At 73.8% G+C, this 25,742-nt stretch carries 21 protein-coding genes; 9 read left to right on the top strand and 12 right to left on the bottom strand.

Features of this window, described 5'->3' with window-relative positions; translation table 11 throughout:
* Positions 1–11: 11 nt before the first annotated feature.
* From ABZU53_RS09335 to ABZU53_RS09365, 7 genes are all read right to left on the bottom strand, one after another.
* Entirely contained in the window at positions 12–1,613 is a 1,602-nt protein-coding gene (locus ABZU53_RS09335) for a carboxyl transferase domain-containing protein (protein ID WP_354856542.1), read from the bottom strand.
* Complete coding sequence (locus ABZU53_RS09340; RefSeq protein ID WP_355064902.1) at positions 1,610–2,857, bottom strand: acyl-CoA dehydrogenase family protein; 1,248 nt, start codon at positions 2,855–2,857, stop codon at positions 1,610–1,612. Before ABZU53_RS09340 ends, ABZU53_RS09335 begins: the two co-directional genes overlap by 4 nt.
* A complete protein-coding gene (locus ABZU53_RS09345) occupies positions 2,854–4,530 on the bottom strand; it encodes an acyclic terpene utilization AtuA family protein (RefSeq protein WP_355064904.1) in 1,677 nt (558 codons plus the stop codon). Before ABZU53_RS09345 ends, ABZU53_RS09340 begins: the two co-directional genes overlap by 4 nt.
* Positions 4,527–5,324, bottom strand: a complete 798-nt coding sequence (locus ABZU53_RS09350) for a TIGR03084 family metal-binding protein (protein ID WP_355064906.1) — start codon at positions 5,322–5,324, stop codon at positions 4,527–4,529. The genes ABZU53_RS09345 and ABZU53_RS09350 overlap by 4 nt, the downstream gene beginning before the upstream one ends.
* 37 nt (positions 5,325–5,361) lie before the next feature.
* The gene (locus ABZU53_RS09355) at positions 5,362–5,907 is read right to left on the bottom strand and encodes a TetR/AcrR family transcriptional regulator (RefSeq protein ID WP_355065029.1); all 546 of its coding nucleotides are present in this window, start codon (positions 5,905–5,907) and stop codon (positions 5,362–5,364) included.
* A gap of 669 nt (positions 5,908–6,576) precedes the next feature.
* Positions 6,577–7,320 (bottom strand): metallophosphoesterase family protein, encoded by a 744-nt coding sequence (locus tag ABZU53_RS09360; RefSeq protein ID WP_355064908.1) that lies wholly within the window; start codon positions 7,318–7,320, stop codon positions 6,577–6,579.
* Positions 7,321–7,429: 109 nt separating this feature from the next.
* On the bottom strand, positions 7,430–8,107 hold the full coding sequence (locus ABZU53_RS09365) for a Crp/Fnr family transcriptional regulator (RefSeq protein WP_007466162.1): 678 nt from the start codon (positions 8,105–8,107) through the stop codon (positions 7,430–7,432).
* Positions 8,108–8,251: 144 nt separating this feature from the next.
* Between ABZU53_RS09365 and ABZU53_RS09370 the strand changes: the two genes are divergently transcribed.
* From ABZU53_RS09370 to ABZU53_RS09395, 6 genes are all read left to right on the top strand, one after another.
* Positions 8,252–8,914: an adenosylcobinamide amidohydrolase gene (locus ABZU53_RS09370; protein WP_355064910.1), complete on the top strand. Its 663-nt coding sequence runs from the start codon at positions 8,252–8,254 to the stop codon at positions 8,912–8,914.
* A gap of 56 nt (positions 8,915–8,970) precedes the next feature.
* A complete protein-coding gene (locus ABZU53_RS09375; protein ID WP_355064911.1) occupies positions 8,971–10,149 on the top strand; it encodes a CapA family protein in 1,179 nt (392 codons plus the stop codon).
* 41 nt (positions 10,150–10,190) lie between these two features.
* Complete coding sequence (gene nth, locus ABZU53_RS09380) at positions 10,191–10,979, top strand: endonuclease III (RefSeq protein WP_354860824.1); 789 nt, start codon at positions 10,191–10,193, stop codon at positions 10,977–10,979.
* A complete protein-coding gene (locus tag ABZU53_RS09385; RefSeq protein WP_355064913.1) occupies positions 10,976–11,617 on the top strand; it encodes a redoxin domain-containing protein in 642 nt (213 codons plus the stop codon). The genes nth and ABZU53_RS09385 overlap by 4 nt, the downstream gene beginning before the upstream one ends.
* Positions 11,614–12,306, top strand: coding sequence for a CoA pyrophosphatase (locus tag ABZU53_RS09390; protein WP_354860821.1), 693 nt, complete (start codon positions 11,614–11,616; stop codon positions 12,304–12,306). Before ABZU53_RS09385 ends, ABZU53_RS09390 begins: the two co-directional genes overlap by 4 nt.
* Positions 12,307–12,370: 64 nt before the next feature.
* Positions 12,371–13,549 (top strand): MarP family serine protease, encoded by a 1,179-nt coding sequence (locus tag ABZU53_RS09395; protein ID WP_354860820.1) that lies wholly within the window; start codon positions 12,371–12,373, stop codon positions 13,547–13,549.
* A 13-nt stretch (positions 13,550–13,562) separates the two neighbouring features.
* Here the strand turns inward: ABZU53_RS09395 and ABZU53_RS09400 are convergent, their stop codons facing one another.
* From ABZU53_RS09400 to eccCa, 4 genes are all read right to left on the bottom strand, one after another.
* Positions 13,563–14,258, bottom strand: coding sequence for a phosphatase PAP2 family protein (locus tag ABZU53_RS09400; RefSeq protein WP_354860819.1), 696 nt, complete (start codon positions 14,256–14,258; stop codon positions 13,563–13,565).
* 37 nt (positions 14,259–14,295) lie between these two features.
* A complete protein-coding gene (locus tag ABZU53_RS09405) occupies positions 14,296–15,087 on the bottom strand; it encodes a phosphatase PAP2 family protein (RefSeq protein ID WP_355064915.1) in 792 nt (263 codons plus the stop codon).
* 52 nt (positions 15,088–15,139) lie between these two features.
* The gene (gene mycP / locus ABZU53_RS09410; protein WP_355064917.1) at positions 15,140–16,471 is read right to left on the bottom strand and encodes a type VII secretion-associated serine protease mycosin; all 1,332 of its coding nucleotides are present in this window, start codon (positions 16,469–16,471) and stop codon (positions 15,140–15,142) included.
* Between the two features lie 77 nt (positions 16,472–16,548).
* Positions 16,549–20,523, bottom strand: coding sequence for a type VII secretion protein EccCa (gene eccCa, locus ABZU53_RS09415; RefSeq protein WP_355064919.1), 3,975 nt, complete (start codon positions 20,521–20,523; stop codon positions 16,549–16,551).
* Between the two features lie 101 nt (positions 20,524–20,624).
* Here eccCa and eccD point away from each other — a divergent pair, with 101 nt between their 5' ends.
* Positions 20,625–22,028, top strand: a complete 1,404-nt coding sequence (gene eccD / locus ABZU53_RS09420; protein WP_355064921.1) for a type VII secretion integral membrane protein EccD — start codon at positions 20,625–20,627, stop codon at positions 22,026–22,028.
* A gap of 31 nt (positions 22,029–22,059) precedes the next feature.
* Here the strand turns inward: eccD and ABZU53_RS09425 are convergent, their stop codons facing one another.
* The gene (locus tag ABZU53_RS09425) at positions 22,060–22,566 is read right to left on the bottom strand and encodes an inorganic diphosphatase (RefSeq protein WP_039907066.1); all 507 of its coding nucleotides are present in this window, start codon (positions 22,564–22,566) and stop codon (positions 22,060–22,062) included.
* 526 nt (positions 22,567–23,092) lie between these two features.
* On the opposite strand from ABZU53_RS09425, the gene dacB reads away from it, so the two are divergent.
* Positions 23,093–24,568: a D-alanyl-D-alanine carboxypeptidase/D-alanyl-D-alanine-endopeptidase gene (dacB, locus tag ABZU53_RS09430; protein ID WP_355065031.1), complete on the top strand. Its 1,476-nt coding sequence runs from the start codon at positions 23,093–23,095 to the stop codon at positions 24,566–24,568.
* Positions 24,569–24,671: 103 nt separating this feature from the next.
* Positions 24,672–25,742 carry a zinc-dependent metalloprotease gene (locus tag ABZU53_RS09435; protein ID WP_354860810.1) on the top strand — a complete coding sequence of 357 codons (1,071 nt, stop codon included), beginning with the start codon at positions 24,672–24,674 and terminating at the stop codon, positions 25,740–25,742.

Here is a 25,742-nt window from a genome sequence, read left to right on the forward strand (position 1 = left end):
GAGTGGCCCCTCTACATCCGGAAGACGCCGAAACCGTCGGCGCCCTTCACCGGTCCGTTGTGGATCGCCGAGAGGCAGAGCCCCAGCACGGTGCGGGTGTCCCGGGGGTCGATCACCCCGTCGTCGTAGAGCCGGCCGGAGAGGAAGAGCGCGCCGGACTGCGACTCGATCTGCTGCTCGACCATCATCCGCATCGCCGCGTCGGACTCCTCGTCGAATGAGCGCCCCCGGGCGGCGGCGGCCTGCCGGGCCACGATGGAGAGCACCCCGGCGAGCTGCGCCGGGCCCATCACCGCCGACTTGGCGTTCGGCCAGGTGAACAGGAACCTCGGCTCGTACGCCCGCCCGCACATGCCGTAGTTGCCGGCCCCGTACGAGGCGCCCAGGTTCACCGTCAGGTGCGGCACCGTCGAGTTCGACACCGCGTTGATCATCAATGCGCCGTGCTTGATGATGCCGCGCTGCTCGTACTCGGTGCCGACCATGTAGCCGGTGGTGTTCTGCAGGAAGATCAGCGGGGTGTCCGAGGCATTCGCGAGCTGGATGAACTGGGCCGCCTTCTGTGCCTCCGCGCTGAACAGCACCCCCCGGGCGTTCGCCAGCACCCCCACCGGATACCCGTGCAGCTCGCCCCAGCCGGTGACCAGCGCGTCCCCGTACGCCGGCTTGAACTCGTCGAAGTCGCTGCCGTCCAGGATCCGGGCCAGCACCTCGCGCGGGTCGAACGGCACCTTCAGATCGGAGCTGACGATGCCGAGCAGCTCCTCCGGGTCGTACTTCGGCGGCTGCGGCACGGCCGTGCGCGGCGACGGGCCCTGCTTGCGCCAGTTGAGCCGGCGGACGCACTGCCGGGCCAGCCGGATGCCGTCGCGCTCGTCGGCGGCCAGGTAGTCGGCGAGCCCGGACGTGCCGGCGTGCATCGCCGCGCCACCCAGCGACTCGTCGTCGGTGACCTCGCCGGTCGCCATCTTCACCAGCGGCGGCCCGGCCAGGTAGACCTGCGACCGGTCCCGAATCATGATCACGTGGTCGGACATCCCCGGCACGTACGCGCCACCGGCCGTGGCGTTGCCGAAGACCACGCTGACCGTGGGGATGCCCGCGGCCGAGAGCCGCGTCAGGTCCCGGAACACCCGGCCACCCGGGATGAAGATCTCCGCCTGGGTGGGCAGGTCCGCCCCGGCCGACTCGACCAGATTGACCATCGGCAGCCGGTTGGCCAGGGCGATCTCACCGGCCCGCCGGGTCTTCGCGAGCGACCACGGGTTGACCGCGCCGCCGCGTACCGTCGGGTCGTTGGCGACGATCAGGCACTCGACGCCCTCGACCACGCCGATACCGGTGACCACGCTGGCCCCGACCGGGAAATCCGTGCCGTACGCGGCGACCGGCGACAGCTCCAGAAACGGGCTGTCGGCGTCCACCAACAGCTCGATCCGCTCCCGGGGGAGCAGCTTGCCGCGCTTGTGGTGCCGGGACACGTACTTCTCGCCGCCGCCCGCCCGGGCCTGGTCCAGCGCGGCGTCCAGCTCGGCCAGTCGCTCCAGCAACGCCGCCCGGTTCGCCACGTGCCCCGGTGCGGCCGGATCGATCGCGCTGTCCAGGATCGTCATAGGCCCATGCCCTTCGCGATGATCTCGTTCATGATCTCGGTGGTGCCGCCGCCGATGCCGAGGATCCGGGCATCGCGGTAGTGCCGCTCCACCTCGGCGTCGCGCAGGTAGCCGAAGCCGCCGTGCAGTTGCAACGCCTGGTCGACGACCTGGTCACAGGCGGCCACCGCGACGTTCTTGGCCATCGCCACCTCGGTCACCACCGGCTCGCCGGCGACTGCTCCAGGTCGCGGCGCGGCGTCAGACGCGCCGAGCTGGAGTGGTCGAGCCACCCGGATGGCCACCTCGTGCACGTACGACCGGGCCGCCTCGGCGCGGGTGTGCATCTCGGCCAGCCGGTGCCGGACCAGCTGCCGGCTGGCCAGCGGACGCCCAAAGGTCTCCCGGTCCCGGCACCAGCGCACCGCCAGCTCGACGCAGCGCTGCGCGGTCGCGTACGCCTGGGTCGCCAGCGACAGTCGCTCGGCGGCGAAGTGCTGCATGATCGCCAGGAAGCCGGTGTTCTCCGCGCCGATCCGGTTGGCCACCGGCACTCGCACGTCGACGAAGGACAGCTCCGCCGTGTCCGAGCAGTGCCAGCCCAGCTTCTCCAGTCGGCGCCCCACCGTGAACCCGGGCGACCCCTTGTCGATGACGAGCAGGGTCAGTTCACCGCTGCCGGGGAAATCGGTGCACACCGCGGTGGTCACGAAGTCGGCCCGGTGCCCGCTGGTGATGTACGTCTTCGACCCGTTCACCACGTAGTGGTCGCCGTCGCGGCGGGCGGTGGTGCGGATGCCGGCCACGTCGGAGCCGCCGTCCGGCTCGGTGATCGCCAGCGCGCCGATCATCGTGCCGGCCAGGGTGGGCCGGACGTACCGCTCGATGAGGCCGTCGTCGGCGGGCGGCGGGGTGCCGCCGAGCCGGCCGCCCAGCGACCCGCCGGTGCGGGCGCCGGCCGCGGCGACCATGTGCGGCAACGCGATGCCGTGCGTGAACAGGGCCGCGACCAGACCGGACGAGCCGCCCGAGCGGATCAGCTCCTCCGTCACGATGATCGAGTCGAGCAGGTCACCGCCGCTGCCGCCCACCGACTCGGGAAAGCCGATGCCGAGCAGGCCGAGCTTCGCGGCGGTCGCGTGCAGGGCCCGGGGGACCTCGCCGGCCCGCTCCCAGTCGTCCAGGTGCGGCAGCACCTCCCGGGTCACGAAGGCCCGGGTCAACTCGCGCAGCTGCCGCCGTTCGGGGGTGTCCACGATGCTCATCGCGCCACCCCCGTCGGCACATCGGCGGGCAGGTCGACGATCCGGGCGCGCAGCAGCTCGCCGAGCGCCTTGGCCTGCGGATCGAACCGGGTCGACGCGGCGACCCCGGCCCCGAGCAGGCCCTCGATCACGAAGTTGACCGCGCGCAGGTTCGGCAGCTCGTAGCGCCGCACCGACAGCGACGCCGTCTCCGGCAACAGCTCGGCCAGCCGCTCGACGGTCAACCAGGCGCGCAGCCACGCGTACCCGGCGTCGCTTCGGGCCCAGACACCGAGGTTGGCGTCGCCGCCCTTGTCGCCCGAGCGCGCGCCGACCAGCTCGCCGAGCGCCCCGCGCCGGGTCGGGCCGTCAACCGCCGCGTCGCCGCCCGGTACGGTCTCGTCGTCCGCGGTGGGGACGGTGCGGAACGGCGGGGCGATCGGCACCCGCTCACCGCCGGGCAGGACCGCGACGTGCGCGACCTCGTCCTGCGGCACGGTGTCGGCGGTGAAGACGCCGTACGGTGTCGCGTCGCCCGGGAGGGTGGTCAGCGTGCAGCCCGGGTAGGAGGCCAGCGCCAGCTCCACCGCGGCGGCCGAGAAGGCCCGCCCGGCCCGCGCCTTGTCACTGTCGCGCAGGTGTACGTGCAGCAGGGCGCTGGCCACCTCGGTGTCGGCGGCGTCCGGGTGGTCGGTGCGGGCCAGCGTGACTTCCAGCCCGTCCTTGCCCACCGCCTCCTCGATCTGCCCCCGTACCAGGGCCGCCTTCGCCTCGATGTCCAGCCCACAGAGGACGAACGTCATCGAGTTCCGGAAGCCGCCGAGGTTGTTGACGCCCACCTTGAGCGTTGCCGGGGGCGGGGTGCCCCGGACGCCGGAGACCCGGACCCGGTCCGGCCCGTCGGGGCGCAGCGTCACGGAGTCCAGTCGGGTGACCACGTCCGGCCCCAGGTAGGCCGGCCCGCCGATCTCGTAGAGCAGCTGGGCGGTGACGGTCTCCACGGTGACCGCGCCGCCGGTGCCCGGGTGCTTGGTGACCACGGATGAGCCGTCGGAGTGCACCTCGGCGATCGGGAAGCCGGGGCGGTGCCCGCCGTCGGGCAGTTCGGTGAAGAAGCTGAAGTTGCCGCCGGTGACCTGCGCCCCGCACTCCAGGAGGTGCCCGGCGACGGTCGCCCCGGCCAGCTCGTCGAGGTCGTCGCGGCCCCACCCGTACCGGGCGATGGCCGGGCCGACCACCAATGACGCGTCGGTGACCCGGCCGGTGACCACCACGTTGGCACCGGCGTCGAGGCAGGCGGCGATCCCGAACGCGCCCAGGTAGGCGTTCGCGGTGAGCGCGTCGGGCCGCTGGAGCGCGTCGCCCTCGACGTACCCCACCTGGGCCGACAGGCCCAGACGGCCGGCGAGCGCCTCGATGGCGGCGGCCAGGCCGGCCGGATTCAACCCGCCGGCGTTGGTCACGATCCGCACCCCCCGGTCGAGGGCTGTGCCCAGGCACGTCTCCAGCTGGCGCAGGAACGTCTTCGCGTAGCCGAGGTCGGGGTCGCGCAGCCGGTCCCGACCGAGGATCAGCATGGTCAGCTCGGCCAGGTAGTCACCGGTCAGCACGTCCAGTTCGCCGCCGTCGAGCATCTCCCGCCAGGCGGTGAACCGGTCGCCGTAGAAGCCGGAGGCGTTGCCGATGCGGATCACGCCCGTACTCCGTTTTCGCTGGCCGGTGCCCGGCCGGCCCCCGGCGGCCCGGCGAAGGCCTGCGCCACGTCGAGCCACTCGTCGGCGATCGGGCCGGTGGCCACCAGGGCGAGGTCCGCGCGGTGGCGGCGTTGGGTGACCAGGAGGCAGAAGTCCCGGGCCGGGCCGCTCAGCCGGTCGGCGGCGTCCGCCGGACCCCAGGTCCACATGTCACCGCCGGGCCCGACCAGCTCGACCCGGACCGGCGCCGCCGGTGCCGGCCGGCCGTGGGCGGCGAAACCGTGCCCGAGAGTACGCACGCCCAGGTGCGCCACGTGCCGGAGCCGGTCGCTGTCGGGGCGGACGACACCGACGGCGTCGGCCACGTCCTCGCCGTGTGCCCAGGTCTCCATCATCCGGGCGGTCGCCATCGAGGTGGCCGACATCCGGGTGCCGTACCAGGGCAGCTTCTCGCCGGCCGGGACGGCGGCCAGGGCGTCGGCGAGTGCCGCCCGCCCGGCGCGCCAGCGGGCGAGCAAGTCGACGGGCGGGGCGAGGAATCCATCGGCACCCGCGTCCACCAGCCGCGTCACGTCCGGAGCGCCGGTCACCGTCGCGTAGAACGCCTCGGTATCGGTGGCGGCCAGCAGCGCCACGTGGTCGGTCCAGGCGAGGTGGGCGATCTGGTGCCCGATGCTCCAGCCGGCCGCCGGGGTCGGGCGGGCCCAGTCGGCTGCCGGCAGCGGCGCCACCAGCGCGTCCAGGTCAGCGGACTCGTCGGCCAGATCCGCGAGCAGGTCACTGAGGTCGACCATGGTGCCTCCGGTCGGTGCGGGGCCGGTGTGGCCGGGGTCAGGGCGTGAGGAGGGTGGCGAGCTGGCGTTTCCAGGTGACGAGCAGGGCGGCACGGCGGGCCGAGTCGTCGCTGAGCAGGTTGGCCACCCCGAGCCCGCGCAGCAGGTCGAGGGTGGCCTGCACGGCTTCGCGGACGCCGGGACGACGCTCGTCGACCCCGAGCAGGGCGACGGTGAGCCGGTGCATCTCCCGGCCGACCGTCGCCTCCAACGGGACCAGGGCGTCGCGGAGCTCCGGGTCGGTGCGGGCGGCCACCCACAGTTCGAGCGCGGCGACGAAAAGCGGCCCGGTGAAGGCCACCCCGAGCAGGTCGATCACCCGGTCCAGCCGCTGCGGGCCGGCCGGCAACGCCTCGGCCTCGGTGCGCAGCTCGTTGGCCCGGCGCTCGGCCAGATGGGCGACGGCGGCCGTGACCAGCGCGGCCTTCGTTGGGTAGTGGTGCAGCTGCGCGCCCCGCGAGACACCTGCTCGCGCCGCCACGACGGTGGTCGTGGTGCCGGACCAGCCATGATCGATGAGGCAGTCGACGGTCGCCTCCAGCAGGCGGGCCTGGGTGGCGCGACTGCGCTCCTGCTGGGGAACACGCGTCGCGCCGGCGGACGTCGCGCCGGCGGACGCCGCGGCAGCGGACGTCGCGGCGGCAGACGTCGATGCGGCGGACACGGCAACAGCCTGCGGCCTCCGAAACAAACAGTCAAGACTGACTTTTTTACGGCTGGATCGGCGATGTGCTCAGGTCGAGCTGCCCTCGACTGCCCTCCCTGGCCCTGTAGAGCTGCCCCACGAATGGGGCGGCGATGACGCGCCATCTGCCCCTCCTGCTCCGGGGCCCTCCGGAGAGCTGCCCTGGCTCGGGATTGGGCGGCGACGATGCGCCATCTGCCCCTCCACCTCCAGGGCCTTCGTAGAGCTGCCCCGGGGCTGGGGCGGCGACGATGCGCCACCTGCCACTCCCTGGCCCTGTAGAGCTGCCCCAGGAGTGGGGCAGCGGCGACGCCTGGTCTGCCCCAGATCTGGGGCAGCTCTACAGGCAGCAGAGGAGGTCCTCCGACCTCAGCTGATTGGCCTGCGCCGGCTGTCGGCGGCCAGCCGAGGCCGTCTGCAATCTCGAGGCCGTCCGCAACGTCGAGGCCGTCCGCAACGTCGAGGCCCTGTGCAGCGCCGGGGGCATGTGCAGCGCCGGGGGCATGTGCGGGGTCGGAGCGGTGTGGGTCAGCGGCCGTCGCGCGGGCCGAAGACGGCGAGGGCGTCGGCGTCGCTGTGCTGGGAGCGCAGGTACTCGTCGGCCCAGGCGGCGGCGTCGGGGTAGGTCGACTCCGTCGCCACCCGGGCGCAGGCCGCGTCCACGTCGAAGGCGGTGCGGCGCAGCTGTACGCCCGGACCGAGCAGCGCCCACCACGCGCCCGCACCCCCGTACGGCATGCCGATGCTGCCCGGGTTGACCACCAGGCGCCGGTCGACCAGCCGGGTGAACGGCATGTGGGTGTGGCCGCAGACCACCGTCGCGATCTCGGCCGGGAGGCCGGCGAACACCTCCGACCAGCGGGACATTCGGGAGTCGACGAGCACGACTTCCTCGTCGTCACGAGGGGTCGCGTGACAGAACAGTGTCGGCCCGAGGCCGTCGATCTCGAACGTCGCCGTCGCCGGCAGGGCCGCGAGTCGGGCCACCTGGTCCTCGCGGAGCTGCCCGCCGGCCCAGTGGGACACCTCGAAAGCGGCGGGCCGGCCGGCCCGTGCGTCGACCAGCTCACGTTCGCAGTTGCCGCCCACCCAGCAGACCCGGTCACCCAGGTCGGCGAGCACGTCCAGCACCTCGACCGGCTGCGGGCCGGACGCGATGTCGCCGGTCAGCACGATGAGGTCGGCGGCGGCGACGTCCGGCTCGGCCAGCACGGCCTCCAGCGCGGGGAGTACGCCGTGGATGTCGGAGAGCACCGCAACTCTGTTCACCATGGGCCCACCCTCACCGCTGCTGCCGCACCGAGCCAGCATTTCTGCGCCGGGCAGACGAAAACGTCCCCGCCTGCCGTCGGTGACGGCAGGCGGGGACGGGACGTACCGCTCAGACGCGGGCGCGGCGGGCGAGGCGCTCCGGGTCCAGGATGATGATGCTCTTGCCGTCCAGCCGCAGCCAGCCGCGCGAGGCGAAGTCGGCAAGCGCCTTGTTGACCGTCTCCCGGGAGGCGCCGACGAGCTGGGCGATCTCCTCCTGGGTGAGGTCGTGCGTCACGCGCAGCACGCCGCCATCGCGCGTGCCGAACCGGCCGGCCATCTGGAGCAGGTTCTTCGCGACCCGACCCGGCACGTCCGTGAAGATCAGGTCGGCGAGCGAGTCGTTGGTCCGACGCAGCCGCCGGGCGAGCACGCGGAGCAACTGCTCGGCGATCTCCGGGCGGTTGTTGAGCCACGGCCGCAGCGCCTGCTTGCGCAGCCGCACCAGCCGGGTGTCGGTCACCGCGGTGGCAGTCGCCGTACGCGGACCCGGGTCGAAGAGCGACAGCTCACCGACCATGTCCGACGGCCCCATCACCGCGATCAGGTTCTGCCGGCCGTCCGCCGCCCGGCGGCCGACCTTGATCTTCCCGGACAGCAGGATATAGAGACTGTCGCCGGGCTCGCCCTCATTGAAGACGATCTCGCCCTTGCGGACCTCGATCGTCTCCATCTCCTTGGCGAGCGCCTCGGCAGCTTCCGGGTCGACACCCTGGAAGATCCCGCTGCGGGCCAGTACCTCATCCATCGCGCACCTCCGGTTGCGCGTGCCGTCTTCTCGGCCGGGGCCGCCGTCCGCTGATCCCCTCGCGCGCCGTCAAGTCTAGGCGCACGTGAGCATGAATCAGAGGTCGCCCCTGGAATCTTGATCGGTGGGCGTAACCTGCCCGACGTGCTGAGCGACCCGACTCTGACCAGCCGCGCCGAGTACGGGCGGCAGATTCCGCTGCTCGTCTGGCGGGCCGACGGCCCCTTACGAGCGGTCAGCAGCGGCCCGCTCGGCGGTGGAATCGGCGTCCGGCACTGGGTGCTGAACGCGACCGTACCCATGTCGTACGACCGGGACGACCCCGCCGCCCACCTGACCGCGCTCGCCGCGGACCTGGCCCTCGACGGGCCCGGAGTGGGCCTGCTGACCGGCGTCGACGTGACCGAGGTGGTCGCCCGGACCGACACCGGGGTGCGGGCCTGGGCGACGGTCGGGCTCGGCACCCCGGTGCCCGCCGCCGCGCCGGAACCGGCCGCGCTCGCCCAGCGGGTGGGCACGGTCAACATCGTGGTGTACGTGCCGGCCCGGCTCGCCGACTCGGCGCTCGTCAACGCCGTCGCCACCGCCACCGAGGCGAAGACCCAGGCGATCGTCGAGCTGGGGTTGCCCGGGACCGGCACCCCCACCGACGCGGTCACCGTGCTCTGTCCGGTGGACGGGCCGGAGGTCGCGTACGGCGGCCCGCGCTCCACCTGGGGCGCCCCGCTGGCCCGAGCCGTGCACGCCGCAGTGCGCGCGGGCGGTGACCGGCCGGTCGTTCCCTGGTCAGACCGGCTGACCGGCTGAACTTCCGACCGATCGGCCCTCGTCGGCGCGTTACGGGGCCGGTAGGGTCGCGGGCGATGTACGCTTCCGCCCCCCTCGCGCCCCGCCCGTTCCGTCGCGTCGCCCTCGGCCTCGCGGCGCTGCTGGCCGCCCTGCTCGTCGCCGGCTGTGCCGACAGCGGGGAGGCCCCGGTGTGGCAGCCCGGCGCCGGTGGTGGTGGCACCGGAGCGCCGGTGACCACGTCCGGCCCGAAGGCGAGCGGCGGCGCCGCAACCTCCGGCGGGGGTGGCGCCATCTCGCTCTCCGCCACCGGCGACATCATCATGGGCAACGCGCCGAGCCGGCTCCCCGCCGCCGGCGGCAAGGGCTTCTTCGACTCGGTCAAGCAGGCGCTCAAGGCCGACCTGGTGATGGGCAACCTGGAGGAGCCGCTGACGGTGGACACCGGCGCCGGCAAGTGCGGGGCCAACTCCACCCGCTGCTACCAGTTCCGGGCCCCACCGGAGTACGCCGCGCACCTGCGCGACGCCGGCTTCAAGGTGCTCAACCAGGCCAACAACCACGGCTACGACTACGGGCCGAAGGGCTACGAGAACACGCAGAAGGCGCTGGAGAAGTACGACCTGGAGCACACCGGCGCCCCGGACGAGATCACCGTGGTCGACGTCAAGGGCGTCAAGGTTGCCGTGGTGGGTTTCTCGTCGTATGTCTGGTCCAACAGCCTGGTCGACATCGCCAAGGCCAAGACGGTGGTGGCCAAGGCGGCCACCATGGCCGACCTGGTCGTGGTGCAGGTGCACATGGGCGGCGAGGGCGCGGACCAGACCCGGGTGAAACCCGGCACCGAGATATTCCTGGGTGAGAACCGGGGGGACCCGGTGAAGTTCTCGCACGCCATGATCGACGCGGGCGCGGATCTGATCGTCGGGCACGGGCCGCACGTGCTGCGCGGCATGGAGTTCTATCAGGGGCGCCTGATCGCGTACAGCCTGGGCAACTTCGCCGGCGGTAGCAACACGTTGATCAATACCGGCCGGCTCGGCTGGGGCGGGGTGCTGAAGGTGTCGCTCAAGCCGGACGGCAGTTGGGCCGGCGGCACGTTCACCTCGACGTACATGAACTCCACCGGCAAGCCGACGATGGACCCGGACGACCGCGGCCTGGGCCTGGTCACCGAGCTGAGCCGCGCCGACTTCCCGAAGGGTGGGGCCCGGTTCGACGGGCAGGGCAGGATCACCGCGCCGACGGCCGGTTGACCCGAGCAGGAACGTCCGGGGCGCGACGTAGGCTGACCGTCGTGACCAGTAGCCCTCCCGGTGCCAGCGAGACCGATCTCGGGCGCAAACGTCGTGCCCGCAAGATCGGCCGGGTGCTGGCCGAGACGCACCCCGACGCGCACTGTGAGCTGGACCACTCCAACGCCCTGGAGCTGGCCGTCGCCACCATCCTCTCGGCGCAGTGCACCGACAAGAAGGTCAACGAGGTCACCCCGAAGCTCTTCGCCCGCTACCCGAGCGCCGCCGCGTACGCCGGGGCCGACCGGGGCGAGATGGAGGAGCTGATCCGGCCCACCGGCTTCTACCGCAACAAGACCGATTCGCTGCTCAAGCTCGGGCAGGCCCTCCTCGACCGGTACGACGGTCAGGTCCCCGGCCGGCTCGTCGACCTGGTGACGCTTCCCGGGATCGGCCGCAAGACCGCCAACGTCATTCTCGGCAACGCCTTCGACGTCCCCGGGATCACGGTCGACACGCACTTCCAGCGGCTGGTGCACCGGTGGCGGCTGACCACCGAAACCGACCCGGTCAAGATCGAGCACGCGATCGGCGCGCTGTACGACAAGCGCGACTGGACCATGCTGTCGCACCGGATCATCTTCCACGGGCGACGGGTCTGCCATGCCCGCAAGCCCGCCTGCGGGGCGTGCACGCTCGCGAAGCTCTGCCCCTCGTACGGCACCGGCCCGACCGAGCCGGCTGCCGCAGCCAAGCTGCTCAAGGGCCCTCGGGCGCGTGACCTCGCGGTGGCCGCCGGGGTCGATCCGGAGCTGGTGCCCGCGCAGGCGGTCGCCGCGGAGGTGCCGTGAACCGGCGCCTCGCTCTGCTCGTCCTGCCGCTGCTACTGGTCGTTGCCGGTTGCACCGGCAGCCCGGCCGACGACCCCGCACCACGGCCGGCCGCCGCCGAACGGCCGTCGCCCTTCCGTGACTGCGCCGGGCTGGGCACGCCCCCCACGGCCGCGTCGCCCGGCGCCGGCACGACGGCCCCCGCCACGCCCGGCACGTCGACGGCGCCCGGCGGGCAGGAGTTGCCGGAGCTGACCCTCGCCTGCTTCACCGGCGGCGCCCCCGTCGCTCTGCGCGACGTGGCCGGGCCAGCCGTGATCAATGTGTGGGCCTCCTGGTGCGGGCCGTGCCGCAAGGAACTGCCCGCCTTCCAGCGGCTCAGCGAGCGCGCCGCCGGGCGACTCCAGGTGGTCGGGGTCAACACCCGGGACAGCCGGGGCGGCGCCCAGTCCATCGGCGAGGACTTCGGCGTACGGTTCCCGATCCTGGTGGACCAGGGCGACGCGCTGCAACGGGAACTGAAGCGCAACGCCTTTCCGCTGACCCTCTTCGTCGACGCGCAGGGCCGCATCCGGCACATCGACGCCACCGGGGCTCTCGATGACGCGCAGATCGCCAAGCTGGTCCGCCAGCATCTCGGCCTGACGGTGCCAGCATGATCCGCCGACCGCCCGAGTGGATCGAGCCGTTGCTGACCCGGCTGGGCACCGCCCGTGCCGAGGACTTCACCCGGCTGACCACCCCCGCCGAGGGCGGCCGGGAGAGCGCCGTGCTGGTGCTGCTCGGTGAGCAGCCCGGCACCGGCCCCGACGTGCTGGTCCTGCAACGGGCCGCCACCCTGCGCAACCACGCCGGTCAGCCGGCCTTCCCGGGCGGGGCGGCCGACCCGGAGGACGCCGACGTCCGGGCCACCGCGCTCCGCGAGGCGAACGAGGAGGTCGACCTCGACCCGGCCAGCGTCACAGTGCTGGCCGAACTGCCGAAGTTGTGGATCCCGGTCAGCGACTTCGTGGTCACCCCCGTGCTGGCCTGGTGGCACGACCCGCACCCGGTGCACCCGCGGGAGCCCGCCGAGGTGGCGCACGTGGCGCGACTGCCGGTCCGCGAGCTGGTCGACCCGGCCAACCGGCTGCGGGTCCGCCATCCCAGCGGCTGGGAGGGGCCGGCGTTCTCGGCGCGCGGCATGCTCGTCTGGGGCTTCACCGCCGGGGTGCTGGCGGCCCTGCTGGAGATGGGTGGCTGGGCCCGCCCGTGGTCGCCCGGCCGGCTGGTCGAGCTGCCGCCCACGGGGGCCACTCCTGCGCCGTCGGCCGGCACCGAAGAGGTCGACGAGACCGCCCTACGCTGACCACGCGGTCACCTTCCGCAAGCGGTGGTCATCCGGTAGGCGCGCTGCCCGTACGCTGGACCCCGTGTCCGTCGTGGATCTCGTCCTGCTGCTGCTCATGCTCGTGTTCGCGATCAGCGGATACCGCCAGGGTTTCGTCATCGGCATCACGTCGCTGTCCGGTTTCTTCCTGGGACTGCTGCTCGGCCTGCAACTCGGGCCGCTGTTCGCCAGGCAGTTCGTCGACGCCGGCACCCGGGTGCTGATCTCACTGGTGGCGATCTTCGGGTTGGCCGTGATCGGGCAGGCGCTCGCCGGCTGGCTCGGCTCGCACCTGCGCAAGACGATCACCAGCGACGTGGGTCGGCGGGTCGACGACATCGGCGGGGCGTTCGTCTCACTGTTCGCGGTGCTCCTGCTGGCCTGGCTCGTCGCCGTACCGCTCGGGTCGTCGTCGGTGCCCTGGCTCGCCGCTGCGGTGCGCAACAGCGCGCTGATCACCGTGGTGAACGGGGTGCTGCCGGAGGAGGCGCACCGGCTCTCCACCGCTCTGGAGGACACCGTCGACACCGACGGGTTCCCGGACGTCTTCGGTGGTCTCGCGCCCACCCGGGCCCGGCAGGTCGACCCGCCCGACCCGGCGCTGGCCGGCTCCCAGCTGGTGGTCAACGGTCAGCGCTCGGTGGTCAAGGTGCTCGGCTCCGCGCCCAGCTGTTCGCGCCGCATCGAGGGCTCCGGCTTCGTGTACGCCGACGACCGGGTCATGACCAACGCCCACGTGGTCGCCGGCACCCGATCGGTGGCGGTGGAGCTGGGCGGGGAGCGGTACGACGGTCAGGTGGTGGTCTACGACCCGAACCGGGACCTGGCGGTGCTGCTGGTGCCGGGGCTGCCCGGCCCATCGCTGCGGTTCGCCGCCGGCAACGCGGGCAGCGGCTCGGACGCCATCGTGCTCGGCTTCCCGCTCGATGGCCCGTACAACGCGCAGTCGGCGCGGGTTCGGGACGTCGACCGGATCAAGGGGCCGGACATCTACTCCTCCGGCGACGTCACCCGGGAGATCTACACCATCCGGGCTCTGGTGCGTAGCGGCAACTCCGGTGGGCCGCTGCTCTCCGCCAACGGCCTGGTGCTCGGCGTGATCTTCGCGGCGGCGGCGGACGACCCCAACACCGGGTTCGCGGTGACCGCCGCCGAGGCCCGGCCGGTGGCGCTGGCCGGCGCCGAGCGCAACCGGGCCGTCGCCACCGGCGAGTGCACCTGAGCGTCGCGCCGGATCAGGTCCGGGCCGGTGCGGCGAGCGGCAGCTTGGTCCGCCCCCAGCGCAGTCCCCGGTCCAGCACCGCCCGGGCCATGATCGCGACGCAGGCGCCGCCGTTGAGGAAGGACGCCACCACGTCGCTCGGGTGGTGCATCCCCCGGTACATGCGGGTCAGCGCCACACCCACCGGCACCATCAGCAGCAGCGTCCACCAGGCGACCTTCGCTCCGGTGCTGCGCGCCCGCAGGGCCATCAGCACCGCGATACCGACGTAGAGCGCCACGGCCGCCGAGGTGTGCCCGGACGGGAAGCTCGACGTGGGCGGCGAGACATCCATGTGCTCCACCGCCGGCCGCTGCCGGTCGATCACCATCGTGGTGAGCAGGAACACCAGCGCCTGGGCGGTCACCGCCGCGCACAGGAACAGGGGCTCCCGCCAGCGCTTCAGCCAGAGCCGCAGCGCCAGCGCCACCAGCACGGTGACCACGACGATCATCTGGGTGCTGGCCAGCGTGCTGAACACCAGCGAGACGTCGTTCCAGCCGCCGGTGCGGTCACCCGCGAACTCCCGATTCACCGCGTCCTCGACGGTGAACGGCCAGGTCCGGGCGAACACGCGGGTGACCAGCACCCCGAGCAGCACCATGAAACCGAACAGGAGGGACACCGGCAGCAGCACCCGCCGGACGATCTGGACCACGGTGTCGGACATGAGCGGGCCAGTACCCGGTCGGCGTCGTCGTCACGCCTCAGGTCTTGTCCGGCTGCCGCTCGACCTCGGGCGCGACGCCGTCGCGGACCGGCCGGACCGGTCGGAGGCCGGTGTGCGCCCGCCAACTGGTGAACGCCGCGGTGGTCGCCGTGACCACCGCCACGCCGAGCAGCCAACCGCCGAGCACGTCGCTGGTGAAGTGCACACCGAGCGCGACCCTGCTCACCCCGGTCACCACGGTGAGCAGCAGCGCGGCGACCCAGAGCGCGACCCGCGAGGCCCAGCGTCGGACGTACGGCAGGAACACCAGCAGCAGCACCCCGGCGGCCAGGGTGGCGTTCAGCGCGTGCCCGGAGGGGAACGAGTAGCCGGCGGCCCGCGCCACCGGATCGAGCAGCTCCGGCCGGTCCCGGCCGACGAGCAACTTGAGCAGCGGACCCATCAACCCGCCGACCACCATCGTCGTGGTCACCCAGAGGGCCAGCCGCCGAGCCTGCCGGCGCAGCAGCCAGATCACCACGAGCAGGGCCACGACCCGCAGCGGCATGGGCGCGAACACCGCACTCCAGACCTCCATCAGCGCGACCCAGGTCGGGTGGTCCACCGCGTGCTCGTGCAGCGCGTCGGTGATCGTCGTGTCCAGCCGGTGCAGCGGCGCCCACGCACCGAGCACCAGCAGCGCGAGCAGGGCGAACGGCACCAGCACCAGGAACGCCGCCGTCGCCGCCAGGGTCAGCCGCAGACCCAACGAGTGGTCCGGGTCGAGGCGGCGGCGCCGCCAGGACGGGCGCCGGGTGGTGTCGAGGCTACGGGGGGCGGGCGTGCTCATGCGGACGGTTCTACCCCACCCGCCGGGCAATCAGACCTGCCGTCAGCGGCGCTCAGCGAGCGCGCTGACGGAACCGGCGCACCATCAGCGCCGCGCCGGTCACCAGGGCGGCGAAGAGCACAACCCCGGTCCACAGTTGCTCCGGCGCGGATTCGTCCGGCACGCCCGCCGGCCGGGCCGTCCACCCCGTCTGCTGCCGTGGAGCGGTGAAACCGAGCGGGTCGCTGCCGGCGCCGCTGACCGGGCCGTTGTCGCCCGAACCGGGGGCCGGACCGAAGCCGACCACGCCCGGCGAGGTCAGATCGTCCAGCGGATTGGCGGTGACCGGGGGAACGTCCGCGGTCAGCGCCGCCACCGGGTCGACCACCCCGTACCCGAAGCGGTCGTCCCGGCCGGTCGGGCCGAGGTCACGGGCGGTGGCCAGCAACCGGTTGACCACCTCGCCGGCGGGCATGTCCGGAAAGCGGGACCGGACCAGCGCGGCGGTGGCGGCCACCAACGGCGCGGCGAAGCTGGTGCCCTGCACCCGCCAGTACCCGTCGGCCGGGCGGGCGCCGACCAGGTTGGTGGCGGGGGCGGTGAGCACGGTCGCCCGGCCGGTGATCGACCCGGACCACAGGTTGTCGCTGCTGCGCTCCAGCCCGGCGACCGCGATCACGCCCGGCTCGCGAGCCGGGTACCAGACCTTGGAGTCGGTCGACGTGGCCAGGTTGCCGGTGCAGGCGACCACCACCACGTCCCGGGCGAACGCGTAGTCCAGAGCCGCGGCCAGGGCGGGGCTGTCCCCGCTGCCGCCCAGCGACAGGTTGATCACCCGGGCGCCGTTGTCGACCGCCCAGCGGACGCCCTTCGCGACGATCAGGGCGTCGTCGTACTTGTTGCGCTCGTCCAGCACGCGGACCGGAAGGATCCGGGAGTCCGGCGCCAGGCCGACCACGCCCCGCTTGTCGTCGTTACGCCCGGCGATCAGGCCCGCGACAGTGGTGCCGTGACCGACCGGATCCGGCCCGGCGCCGCCGGCGGGCCCGACCAGGTCGAGGCCGGGCAGCACCTGGCCGGCCAGGTCGGGATGGTTGGCGTCCACACCGGAGTCGACCACCGCCACGGTCACCCCCCGGCCGGTCGAGGTGCGCCAGGCCGTGTCGGCCCGCAACTCGTCGAGCTGCCACTGCTCGTCACGGACCTGGTCGGTGCGGGCGACGCTGTCACCGGGGGCGAGCGCCACCGACGCGCCGGCGAGTTGCCCGCCGCTGCTGGGCGCGGCGACGGGTGCGGCGGTCGGGACCGCGACAGCGAGCATCGCCGCCACACCGAGCAGCGCCCGGCCGGCCCGCCGGGCCACTGCCGGACCGCTGTGCCGAACCCCTGTCACATCCCCAGCCATTCAATCCGACGACGGAACCACGACGATCGGAGATTACCGGTTTCCCCACCCGTCACGGGAGGAACTACCGAGACAGGTCATGGTGGCGGCAGATGTGCGAGCTGAACGAGGCGTACGCCCTCCCGCCGGGTGACGAGCCGACCACGGCCCGCCGGCAGCGGCCCGGGCCGCACCGGGCCGACGAGCGCACCCTCCTCGGGGCTGCCCGCCATCACCAGCCCGGCGGTGGAGAGCTCCCGCAGCCGCTGCACGATCGGCTCGTACTGGGACCGTCCCGCACCTCCGGAGCGGCGGGCCAGCACCAGGTGCAGCCCGACGTCGCGGGCGTGCGGCAGATGCTCCTCCAGGGCCCGCAACGGGTTCGCCGGCCCCGCCGCCACCAGGTCGTAGTCGTCGACCAGCACGAACAGTTCCGGCCCCGACCACCAGGAGCGGTCCCGCAACTGCTGCGGGGTGACCTCCGGCCCGGGAGCCCGCCGCTCCAGGTATCCGGCGGCCGACTCGACCAGGTCGGCGGTGTGCGCGGCGGCGGTGCCGTACCCGATGAGGTGCGGCGTCTCGATGGCGCCGAGCAGGCTGCGCCGGTAGTCGACCAGGATCACCCGGGCCTCCTCCGGCGTGAACCGGGTGGTGATCGAGGCGGCCAGCGCCCGCAGGAACGTCGACTTGCCGCACTCCGCGTCCCCGAAGACCACGAAGTGCGGCTCGCTCGCGAAGTCGAGCAGCACCGGCCGCAGGTCCGCCTCGGCGATCCCGATCGGCAGCCGCAGCCCGGTCGTCGCGGCGAGATCCAGGTCGGCGTACGGCAGCACCGGCGGGAGGAGCCGGACCCGGGGGGCCACCGGACCGGCCCAGCTGTCGGCGATCCGTTTGACGAGGTCGGCGGTGCCCGCGCCCGGGGCGGCGAGCTGCGGGAGCGCGGTGAGGAAGTGCAGGCTCTCCGCCGTCACCCCCCGGCCGGGGCGCTCCGGCACGTTCGCCGCCGCCCGGCGGGCCACCAGGGAGTCGGCCGGGTCGCCGAGGCGCAGCTCCAACCGGGAGCCGAACAGGTCCCGGATCGCCGGGCGGAAATCCAGCCAGCGCAGCGCCGTGGCGACCACGTGCACCCCGTACGACAGACCCCGGGTGGCCAGGTCGGTGACCAGCGGTTCCAGGTCGTCGTACTCGCCGCGGACGGTGCTCCAGCCGTCGATCACCAGAAACACGTCGCCGAACGGGTCGGCGCCCGGCTGGCTGGTCGTTCCCGCCGCGGCACGACGCTGCCGGTACACGGCCATCGACTCCACGCCCAGCTCGGCGAATCGGCGCTCCCGCTCGGCCAGCAGGGTCGTCATCTCGCCGACCGTGCGCCGCACGGCGGTCGGATCGGCGCGGCCGGCCACGCCGCCCACGTGCGGCAGATCGCGCAGCGCCGCGAGGCCACCGCCGCCGAAGTCGAGACAGTAGACCTGCGCCTCGGCCGGGGTGTGGGTGAGCGCCAACGCGCAGATCAGCGTGCGCAGCGCGGTGGACTTGCCGCTCTGCGGCGCACCGACCACCGCGACGTGCCCGGCCGCGCCGTCCAGGGTCAGCCAGAGCAGGTCCCGGCGCTGCTCCAACGGCCGGTCCACCACCGCCACCGGCACGCCCAGCGCGCCGTGCAGCTCGGGGTTGCCCACGGTGAGCCCGCGCGCCGGGTCCACCTCGACGGGGCCCAACAGCTCGTCCAGGGCCGGTGGCTCACCGAGCGGCGGAAGCCACACCTGGTGGGCGGGCGGGCCCTGCCCGACGAGCCGATCGACCAGCAGGTCGAGCAGGGTCTCCCGGTCGCTCTCGTCCTCGGCCGCCATGGTCAGGGCCGGGGTGGCCGGCTCGGGCAGCGGCACGGCGTGGGTGGTGAACGTGAGCAGGCGGGCGCCGCCGCCGGCCGTGGCGCCCGCCGTCGCGGCCCGGCGGCGCACCGTTCCGGAGACGTACGCGGCCTTGAAACGGGCCAGCGGATCGGTGCCGGCCCGCAGGTAGCCGTGGCCCGGTGAGCGGGGCAGCTCGTGCGCGTCCGGCACGCCGAGCACCGTCCGCGACTCCAGCGCGGAGAAGGTGCGCAACCCGATCCGGTACGACAGGTGGGTGTCGAGCCCGCGCAGCCGGCCCTCCTCCAGGCGCTGGCTGGCGAGCAGCAGGTGCACGCCCAGCGACCGGCCCAGTCGGCCGATCTGCACGAACAGGTCGATGAAGTCGGGCTTGGCGGAGAGCAGTTCGGAGAACTCGTCGCAGATCAGCAGCAGCGACGGGAGCGGGGCGAGCGGGCTGCCGGCGGCGCGGGCCCGCTCGTAGTCGCGCACGCTGGCGAAGTTGCCGGCGCGGCGCAGCAGCTCCTGCCGGCGGACCAGCTCCCCGTTGATCGCGTCGACCATCCGGTCGACCAGGGGCAGCGCGTCGGCCAGGTTGGTGATCACGGCGGCGGTGTGCGGCAGCCGGTCGAACGGCGCGAAGGTGGCGCCGCCCTTGAAGTCGACCAGGACGAAGTTGAGCTGCTCGCTGCTGTGCGTCGCCGCCAACCCCAGCACCAGCGTGCGGAGCAGCTCGGACTTGCCGGACCCGGTGGCTCCGATGAGCAGGCCGTGAGGGCCCATCCCGTCCTGGGCGGACTCCTTGAGGTCCAGCTCGATGGCGCCGCCGTCGACACCCACCCCGATCGGCACCCGCAGCCGGTCCCGGGCCGAGCGCGGCGCCCAGCCCTGCTCGGCGGTGAAGCTCTCCGGATCGCCGAGGCCGAGCAGCTCCGGCAGGCCCAGCTCGACCTGGAGCGGGGCGTCCGGGCCGCGGGCCGTGCCGGCCAGCCGCAGCGGCGCCAACCGCCGGGCGACCGCCTCGGCGTCGGCGAGGTCGAGGTGGTCGGCGGTGCCCACCTCCGCGTGCCCCTGGACCGACCACGAGTGCAGCCGCCGGCCGCGCAGCTCCAACAGCAGCGCGTACCGGTCGAGCAGGCGGGGCGGCGGAGTGTCCAGGTCCAGCACGGTGACCGCGTCGATGCCGCCGTCGCCGGTCAGGTCGGTGGCGCCGGTCAGGTCACCGCCGTCGAGGACCACCACCACGTGCGGGCCGTCGGTGGCCGGTCCGGCCGGGCTGAACCGGGACCGGCTGGCCAGCACGTCACCGAGCAGCCGCTCCAGCTGCGCGGCCGACGAGGTCACCAGCCGCACCGGCCCGAGTGCGTCCGTGCGAGAGGGATGGTGCGCGTGCGGGAGCCACTTCACCCACTCCCAGTCCGCCCGGCGTTCCGGGCCGGCGCAGACCGCGATCAGCAGCTCGTCGGGGGCGTGGAACACGGCCAACTGGGTCAGCACCGCCCGGGCCAGGGCCTGGGCGGCCGGGTCGCCGGTGGGCGGCCCACCGCTGGCCGGGCCACCGGCGGCGGTCCGCACGTGCACCCGGGCGAAGCTGCGCAGCGACAGGGCCACCGGCAGCTCCGGCACCACGGAGTACGCGTCCAGAAAGCGGCGCAGCGCGCCGGCGGTCATCGGCTCCAGCTCCTCGAGCGGTCGGGTGACCGGTCCGACGAGCGGGGTGGCCAGGGTCTGCGGCCCGACGGCGACGCGTACCACAGCGAAGTCCGGGTCGGCGGGGCGGCGTTCCCAGACCCGGCGGCTGTCCACCGTCGACCACAGCCGACCCGGGTCGGGGTGTCGGTAGTAGAGCCCGGCCCGCTGCTGCCCGGCGGTCTGCCGGACCCGGCGGCGCAGCGTGGCCAGGTGGCGCAGGTACTCCCGGCGGGCCGCCATCATCTCCGACTTCTTCGGGGTGCCCGAGGCGCTGCCCCACGAGGTGACCAGCATCGCCAGCGACGAGAGCCCGAACATCCCGCCCACCACGTACGAGTAGGCGCCGCCGCCCCGGCCGAACATCATCGCCATCGCCACCGTGCCGCCGAGCATGGGCAGCACCATCAGCATCTGCTGCCACCGTCCGCCGGCCACCGCGGGGATCTCCGGCGGCGCCTCGACGGGCAGCTCGCCAACGGGGATCTCCGGCGCCGGCCGACGCGGCGGGCGCTTGATGACGACTGTGGACACTCGGCCTCCTGACAGCGCTGGGTAACCCGAGCCTGGCTCATCGTAGGTAAAGTCCTGTCGTCCGCGCAGCCTCCGATCCCCTTCGATATGGAGATCACTCGATGACAACCGGGCTGGCCCGCGTCACCATCAGCGCGCCGCAACGGCGGGTCGACGTCGCACTGCCGGAGCAGGTGCCCCTGGCCGAGTTGCTGCCTGACGTGCTCCGACACGCCGGGGAGGGCCTGGCCGACGACGGCGAGCGGCACGGCGGCTGGGTGCTGCGTCGTACCGACGGGGCGCTGCTGGCGACGGCGCAGGCGCTGCTGCCGCAGGGGGTCCGCGACGGTGAGGTGCTGCACCTGGTGCCGGCCCGCGCCCACTGGCCCGAGTTGGAGTACGACGACGTGGTGGAGGCGATCGCCGACGGAGCCCGCCGACGGGGTGGGGCCTGGTCACCGGACGCCACCCGGGTCGCCGGCCTGGCCGGTGCCGCCGTGCCGCTCGCCGTCGGGCTGTTCGCCCTGCTCGCCGGTGGTCCGACGCTGCCCAGCGGCTGGTTCGCGGCGGCGGTGGTGGCGCTGCTGCTCACCGTGGCCGGCGCGGTCGCCTCCCGCGCCAACGGCGACGGCGTCGCCGGGGCGACGCTCGGCGGCTACGCCCTGCCATATGCCTTCGTGGCCGGAGCCCTGGCGATCGGCTCCGGTGATCCGGTCGGCCCGCTCGGGCCGATGCGCTGGGTCGGCGCACCCGAGCTGCTGACCGGCTCGGTGGCGTTGCTCCTGGTGGCGCTGGTCGGTCTGCTCGGGGTGGCCAGCCGACTGCGGGTCTTCGTGGCCGGCGTCACGGTCGGTCTGCTCGGTGCCGGCGCGGCGCTCGGCGCGCTGCTGCTGACCCCGGCGGGCACGGCGGCGGTGCTGCTCAGCGCGCTGGTCTTCGCCCTCGGGGCGATCCCGCTGCTCGCCATCCGGTTGGGCAAGCTGCCGTTGCCGCCGATCACCCTGCCGGCCGCCGCGTCGGGTGCCGAGCCGGAGCGCCCCCGGGACCTGCCGGACCGGGGTCGGGTGCACGCGGCAGTCACCCGCACCGAGGAGGTGCTGACCGGGATGCTGCTCGGGCACGCCGTGCTGGCGGTGGGCGCGGCGGTCGTCCTCGGCGTGGCCGGTGGGACGGCCGGCCCGGTGCTGGTGGCGGTGGTCTCGGCCGTGCTGCTGCTGCGGTCGCGGCTGTTCGTGGCACTGCGGCACCGGGTGCCGACGGTGCTCGCCGGACTCGCCGGCTACGCGGTGCTGGGTGCGGTGCTGGTCGACCGGGCCGACGGCACCGGCCGGTTGGCGCTGGTCCTCGGTGGCGCGGCGCTGGGCCTGGTGACCGTGGCCGCCGGCACCGGGTACGCCCGGCGCGCGGTCTCGCCGTACCTCGGAAGGGTCGCGGACCTCACCGACACGGCCCTGGTGGTCGCCGTGGTGCCGGTCGCCTGCGCGGTGCTCGACCTGTACGACCGGGCCCGGGGGCTGCTCGGTTGAGCGGCTCCCGGGCCCGGTCGGTAAGCGTTCGTCAGTGGGTGGACTCGCCGCGCGCCTCGGCGTCGCGGGCCCGCTGGTAGGAGGCCCGGATCTCGGCCTCGGCCTCGGTGCGGCCGACCCAGGTCGCGCCCTCGACCGACTTGCCGGGCTCCAGGTCCTTGTAGACCTCGAAGAAGTGCTGGATCTCCAGGCGGTCGAACTCGCCCAGGTGGTGGATGTCGCGCAGGTGCTCCTGGCGGGGGTCCTCGTAGGGCACGCAGAGGACCTTGTCGTCGCCGCCCTTCTCGTCGGTCATCCGGAACATGCCGATGGTCCGGCAGCGGATGAGGCAGCCCGGGAAGGTCGGTTCGGGGACCAGCACCAGCGCGTCCAGCGGGTCGCCGTCCTCGCCCAGCGTCTCCTCGATGAACCCGTAGTCGGCCGGGTACTGGGTGGACGTGAACAGGGTGCGGTCCAGCCGGATCCGGCCGGTCTTGTGGTCCACCTCGTACTTGTTCCGGTGACCTTTGGGGATCTCAACCGTCACGTCGAAATCCATCTGCACGCTCCCTCGTCTGCCCACGCTGGCTAACGGAACCACTGGTGGCGCCCTCCGGACAGGTGAATGCCCACCCGCCGACTCCGGCCACCGCATAGTCTTCGGACCGAAGTAGTGTCACCCAAGCCGATTTTCGCTGGGGGAGGAGGGGGTCGTGGGGAGGGAAGATTCACACTACCGCCCGGACGGGGGCACCGCGCGTGGTACCGGGCGATCCGGTTCCGGCGGCGCCACCGGGCGGGTCCCGGTGCCCGACGCCCACCTTCCCCGGGCGCCCGAGGAGTCGGCGCCGGAGCGGCCTCCGCCGCTGCCGTGGCACCCGTCGGAGGCGAATTCCGCCGGGCCGAACAGCGGACGCTTCCCGGTCCTGGGCGGTGGAAACCATCCCACGAGCGCCCCGCCGAGCGGCGCACACCCGACCAGTCCCGCCCCGACCAGTCCGGCCCGGGGTGGCGCGCCGTCCGGTGACGGCCCCACTGTCCGCATTCCGACCGGCGTACCGCCGCTGGGCCCGCCGATCTCCGCGTTGCCGGCGCCGGCCGACGCCGAGCCGCCGGTAGCGCCGCCGACCTCGCCGCGCCGCCGGGGGCGGCTGGTGGCCGTGCTGGCAGTGGTGTTGCTGCTGGTGCTGACCGGTGTCGGCGTCGTGGTGACCCGGCCCGGCCCGGTCGCCGGCTGGTTGGGCGAGGATGCGGCGTCCGCGCCGACCGCCGCCGGCCCCGCCGTGGAACCCGATCCGGCGGACGTGCTGGACGGGCCCGACCCGAACGCCCCGCTGCCCGCGCCGGACGGCGTACGGGCCGCGCTGGACCCGTTGGTCGGTGTCTCCGCCCTGGGCGACCGCGTGAACGTCTCGGTGGCCGACGTGACCACCGGTCAGACGCTGTTCGCCAAGGGTGCGGACGACGGGACGGTGCCCGCCTCGGTGACGAAGCTGGCGACCGCGGTGACCGTGTTGGCCGCCCGTGGGCCCGGGTACCGGATCCCCACCCGGGCGGTGGCCGGCGCCAAGCCCGGCGAGGTGGTGATCGTCGGGGGCGGCGACCCCACGCTCGCGGTGGACAAGAAGGGCTACTACCCCGGGGCGGCACGCCTGGACGACCTGGCCGCGCAGGTGCGCACCGCGCTCGGCGGCACGGCCCCGACCAGCGTCACCGTCGACGGCACGATCTACTCCGGCCCGGTGTACGGCCCCGGCTGGGACGACGACATCCCGACCGGCGGGTACGGCGGCGCGGTGACCGCGCTGATGACCGACGGTGCGCGCAAGGACCCGGGTGCCGAGGCCGGTGGCGCCGAGCGGGTCGCCGAGCCGGACCTCGCCGCCGGCCGGTCGTTCGCCCAACTGCTCGGCGTACCGGCCAGCACCGTCAAGCGGGGCACGGCCCCGGCCCTGGCGACCGCCGCCGGTGGCACCCCGCCTCCCGGTACGGAGCTGGGCGTGGTGCAGTCGCCGCCGTTGATCCGGCTGGTCGACATCATGATCAGCGAGAGTGACAACCTGCTGGCCGAGGCGCTGGCCCGCCAGGTGGCGCTGACCCGCAGCCAGACGGCGTCGTTCGACGGTGCCGCCGCCGCCATGGACGCCGAGGTGGCGGCGCTGGGCCTGCCCGCCGAGGAGATCACCCTCTCCGACGGCAGTGGCCTGTCCCGCCGTAACCGGATCAGCCCGTCACTGCTCACCGACCTGATCCGGCTGGCCGCGAGCCCGGACCACCCGGAGCTGGCCGGCGTCTTCGGCGGTCTGCCGGTGGGCGGCTGGTCCGGCACGCTGGGCGACCGGTACCGGGGCGCTCCCGGCACCGCCGGCGGGGCGGGCGCCGTCCGCGCCAAGACCGGCACCCTGACCGGGGTGCACGCCATCGCCGGCCTGGTCACCACCGCCGACGGCCGACTGCTCACGTTCGCGGTGCTCACCGACAGGGTGCCCGGTGGGACGGACACCGCCCAACCGGCGCTGGACCGCATCGCCGCCGCGCTGGCCGGCTGCGGTTGCCGCTGACGAGCGTCGGGGCGGGGTTTCCGGCCGGCGCCGGGCGCGCGACCGGCGTCGATCGCCGACGCGAGCCCGGGCCGGGGTGTCGCGACGCGGGTACGGTGGGTTCATGGCGCAGTTCGTGGACTGGGATCTGGCCGCCGCGACCGCGGGGGCGTTGAGCAAGTCGGGCCCCCGGGTGTCGTACTCGGAGGCCACCGACGTGGTCGGCGACCTGCGTCGGCTGACCGACGAGGCGGCCGGGCACGTGGCCGACTACACGGGGCTGCGGGCGCAGGTGGCACACCCGCCGGTGCGGGTCGTCGACCGCCGGGACTGGGCGGCCACCAACATCGCCGGGCTGCGTGAGGTGATCACTCCGCTGGTCAGTCGGCTGTCCGGCGACAAGCAACCCGGCGCGCTCACCGAGGCGATCGGGTCCCGGCTGACCGGGGTGCAGGCCGGCACCGTGCTGGCCTACCTCTCCGGCCGGGTGCTCGGCCAGTACGAGGTCTTCTCCGCCGACCCGGGCCAACTGCTGCTGGTGGCGCCCAACATCGTCGAGGTGGAGCGCAAGCTCGGCGCCGACCCCCGGGACTTCCGGCTCTGGGTCTGCCTGCACGAGGTCACCCACCGGACGCAGTTCACCGCCGTGCCATGGATGCGGGCCTACTTCCTCAGCGAGGTGCAGGCGTTCGTCGACGCCTCGTCCAGCGGCGGCGAGCACCTCGTCGAGCGGCTGCGGCGCGGGGTGGCGACGCTGTCCGAGGCGGTCCGCGACCCGGAGAGCCGGACGAGCGTGCTCGACATTGTCCAGACCCCGGCGCAGCGGGCCGTCCTCGACCGGCTCACCGCGCTGATGACCCTGCTGGAGGGGCACGCCGAGTTCGTGATGGACGGCGTCGGCCCGCAGGTGATCCCGAGCGTGGAGCGGATCCGGGCGTCGTTCAACCGCCGGCGCGAGGCGGGTAACCCGTTGGAGAAGGCGATCCGCCGGCTGCTCGGGGTGGACGTCAAGATGCGCCAGTACGCCGAGGGCCGCAAGTTCGTGCACGGCGTGGTCGAGCGGGTCGGCATGGAGGGCTTCAACTCGATCTTCAACTCGCCGCTCACCCTGCCCCGGCTGTCCGAGTTGGGCGACCCGGACGCCTGGGTGGCGCGGGTGCACGGCCCGGCCGGCACCGTACCGGCCGCTGGCTGA

This window comes from Micromonospora sp. NPDC005194 (assembly GCF_040608335.1).
Lineage (GTDB): Bacteria > Actinomycetota > Actinomycetes > Mycobacteriales > Micromonosporaceae > Micromonospora.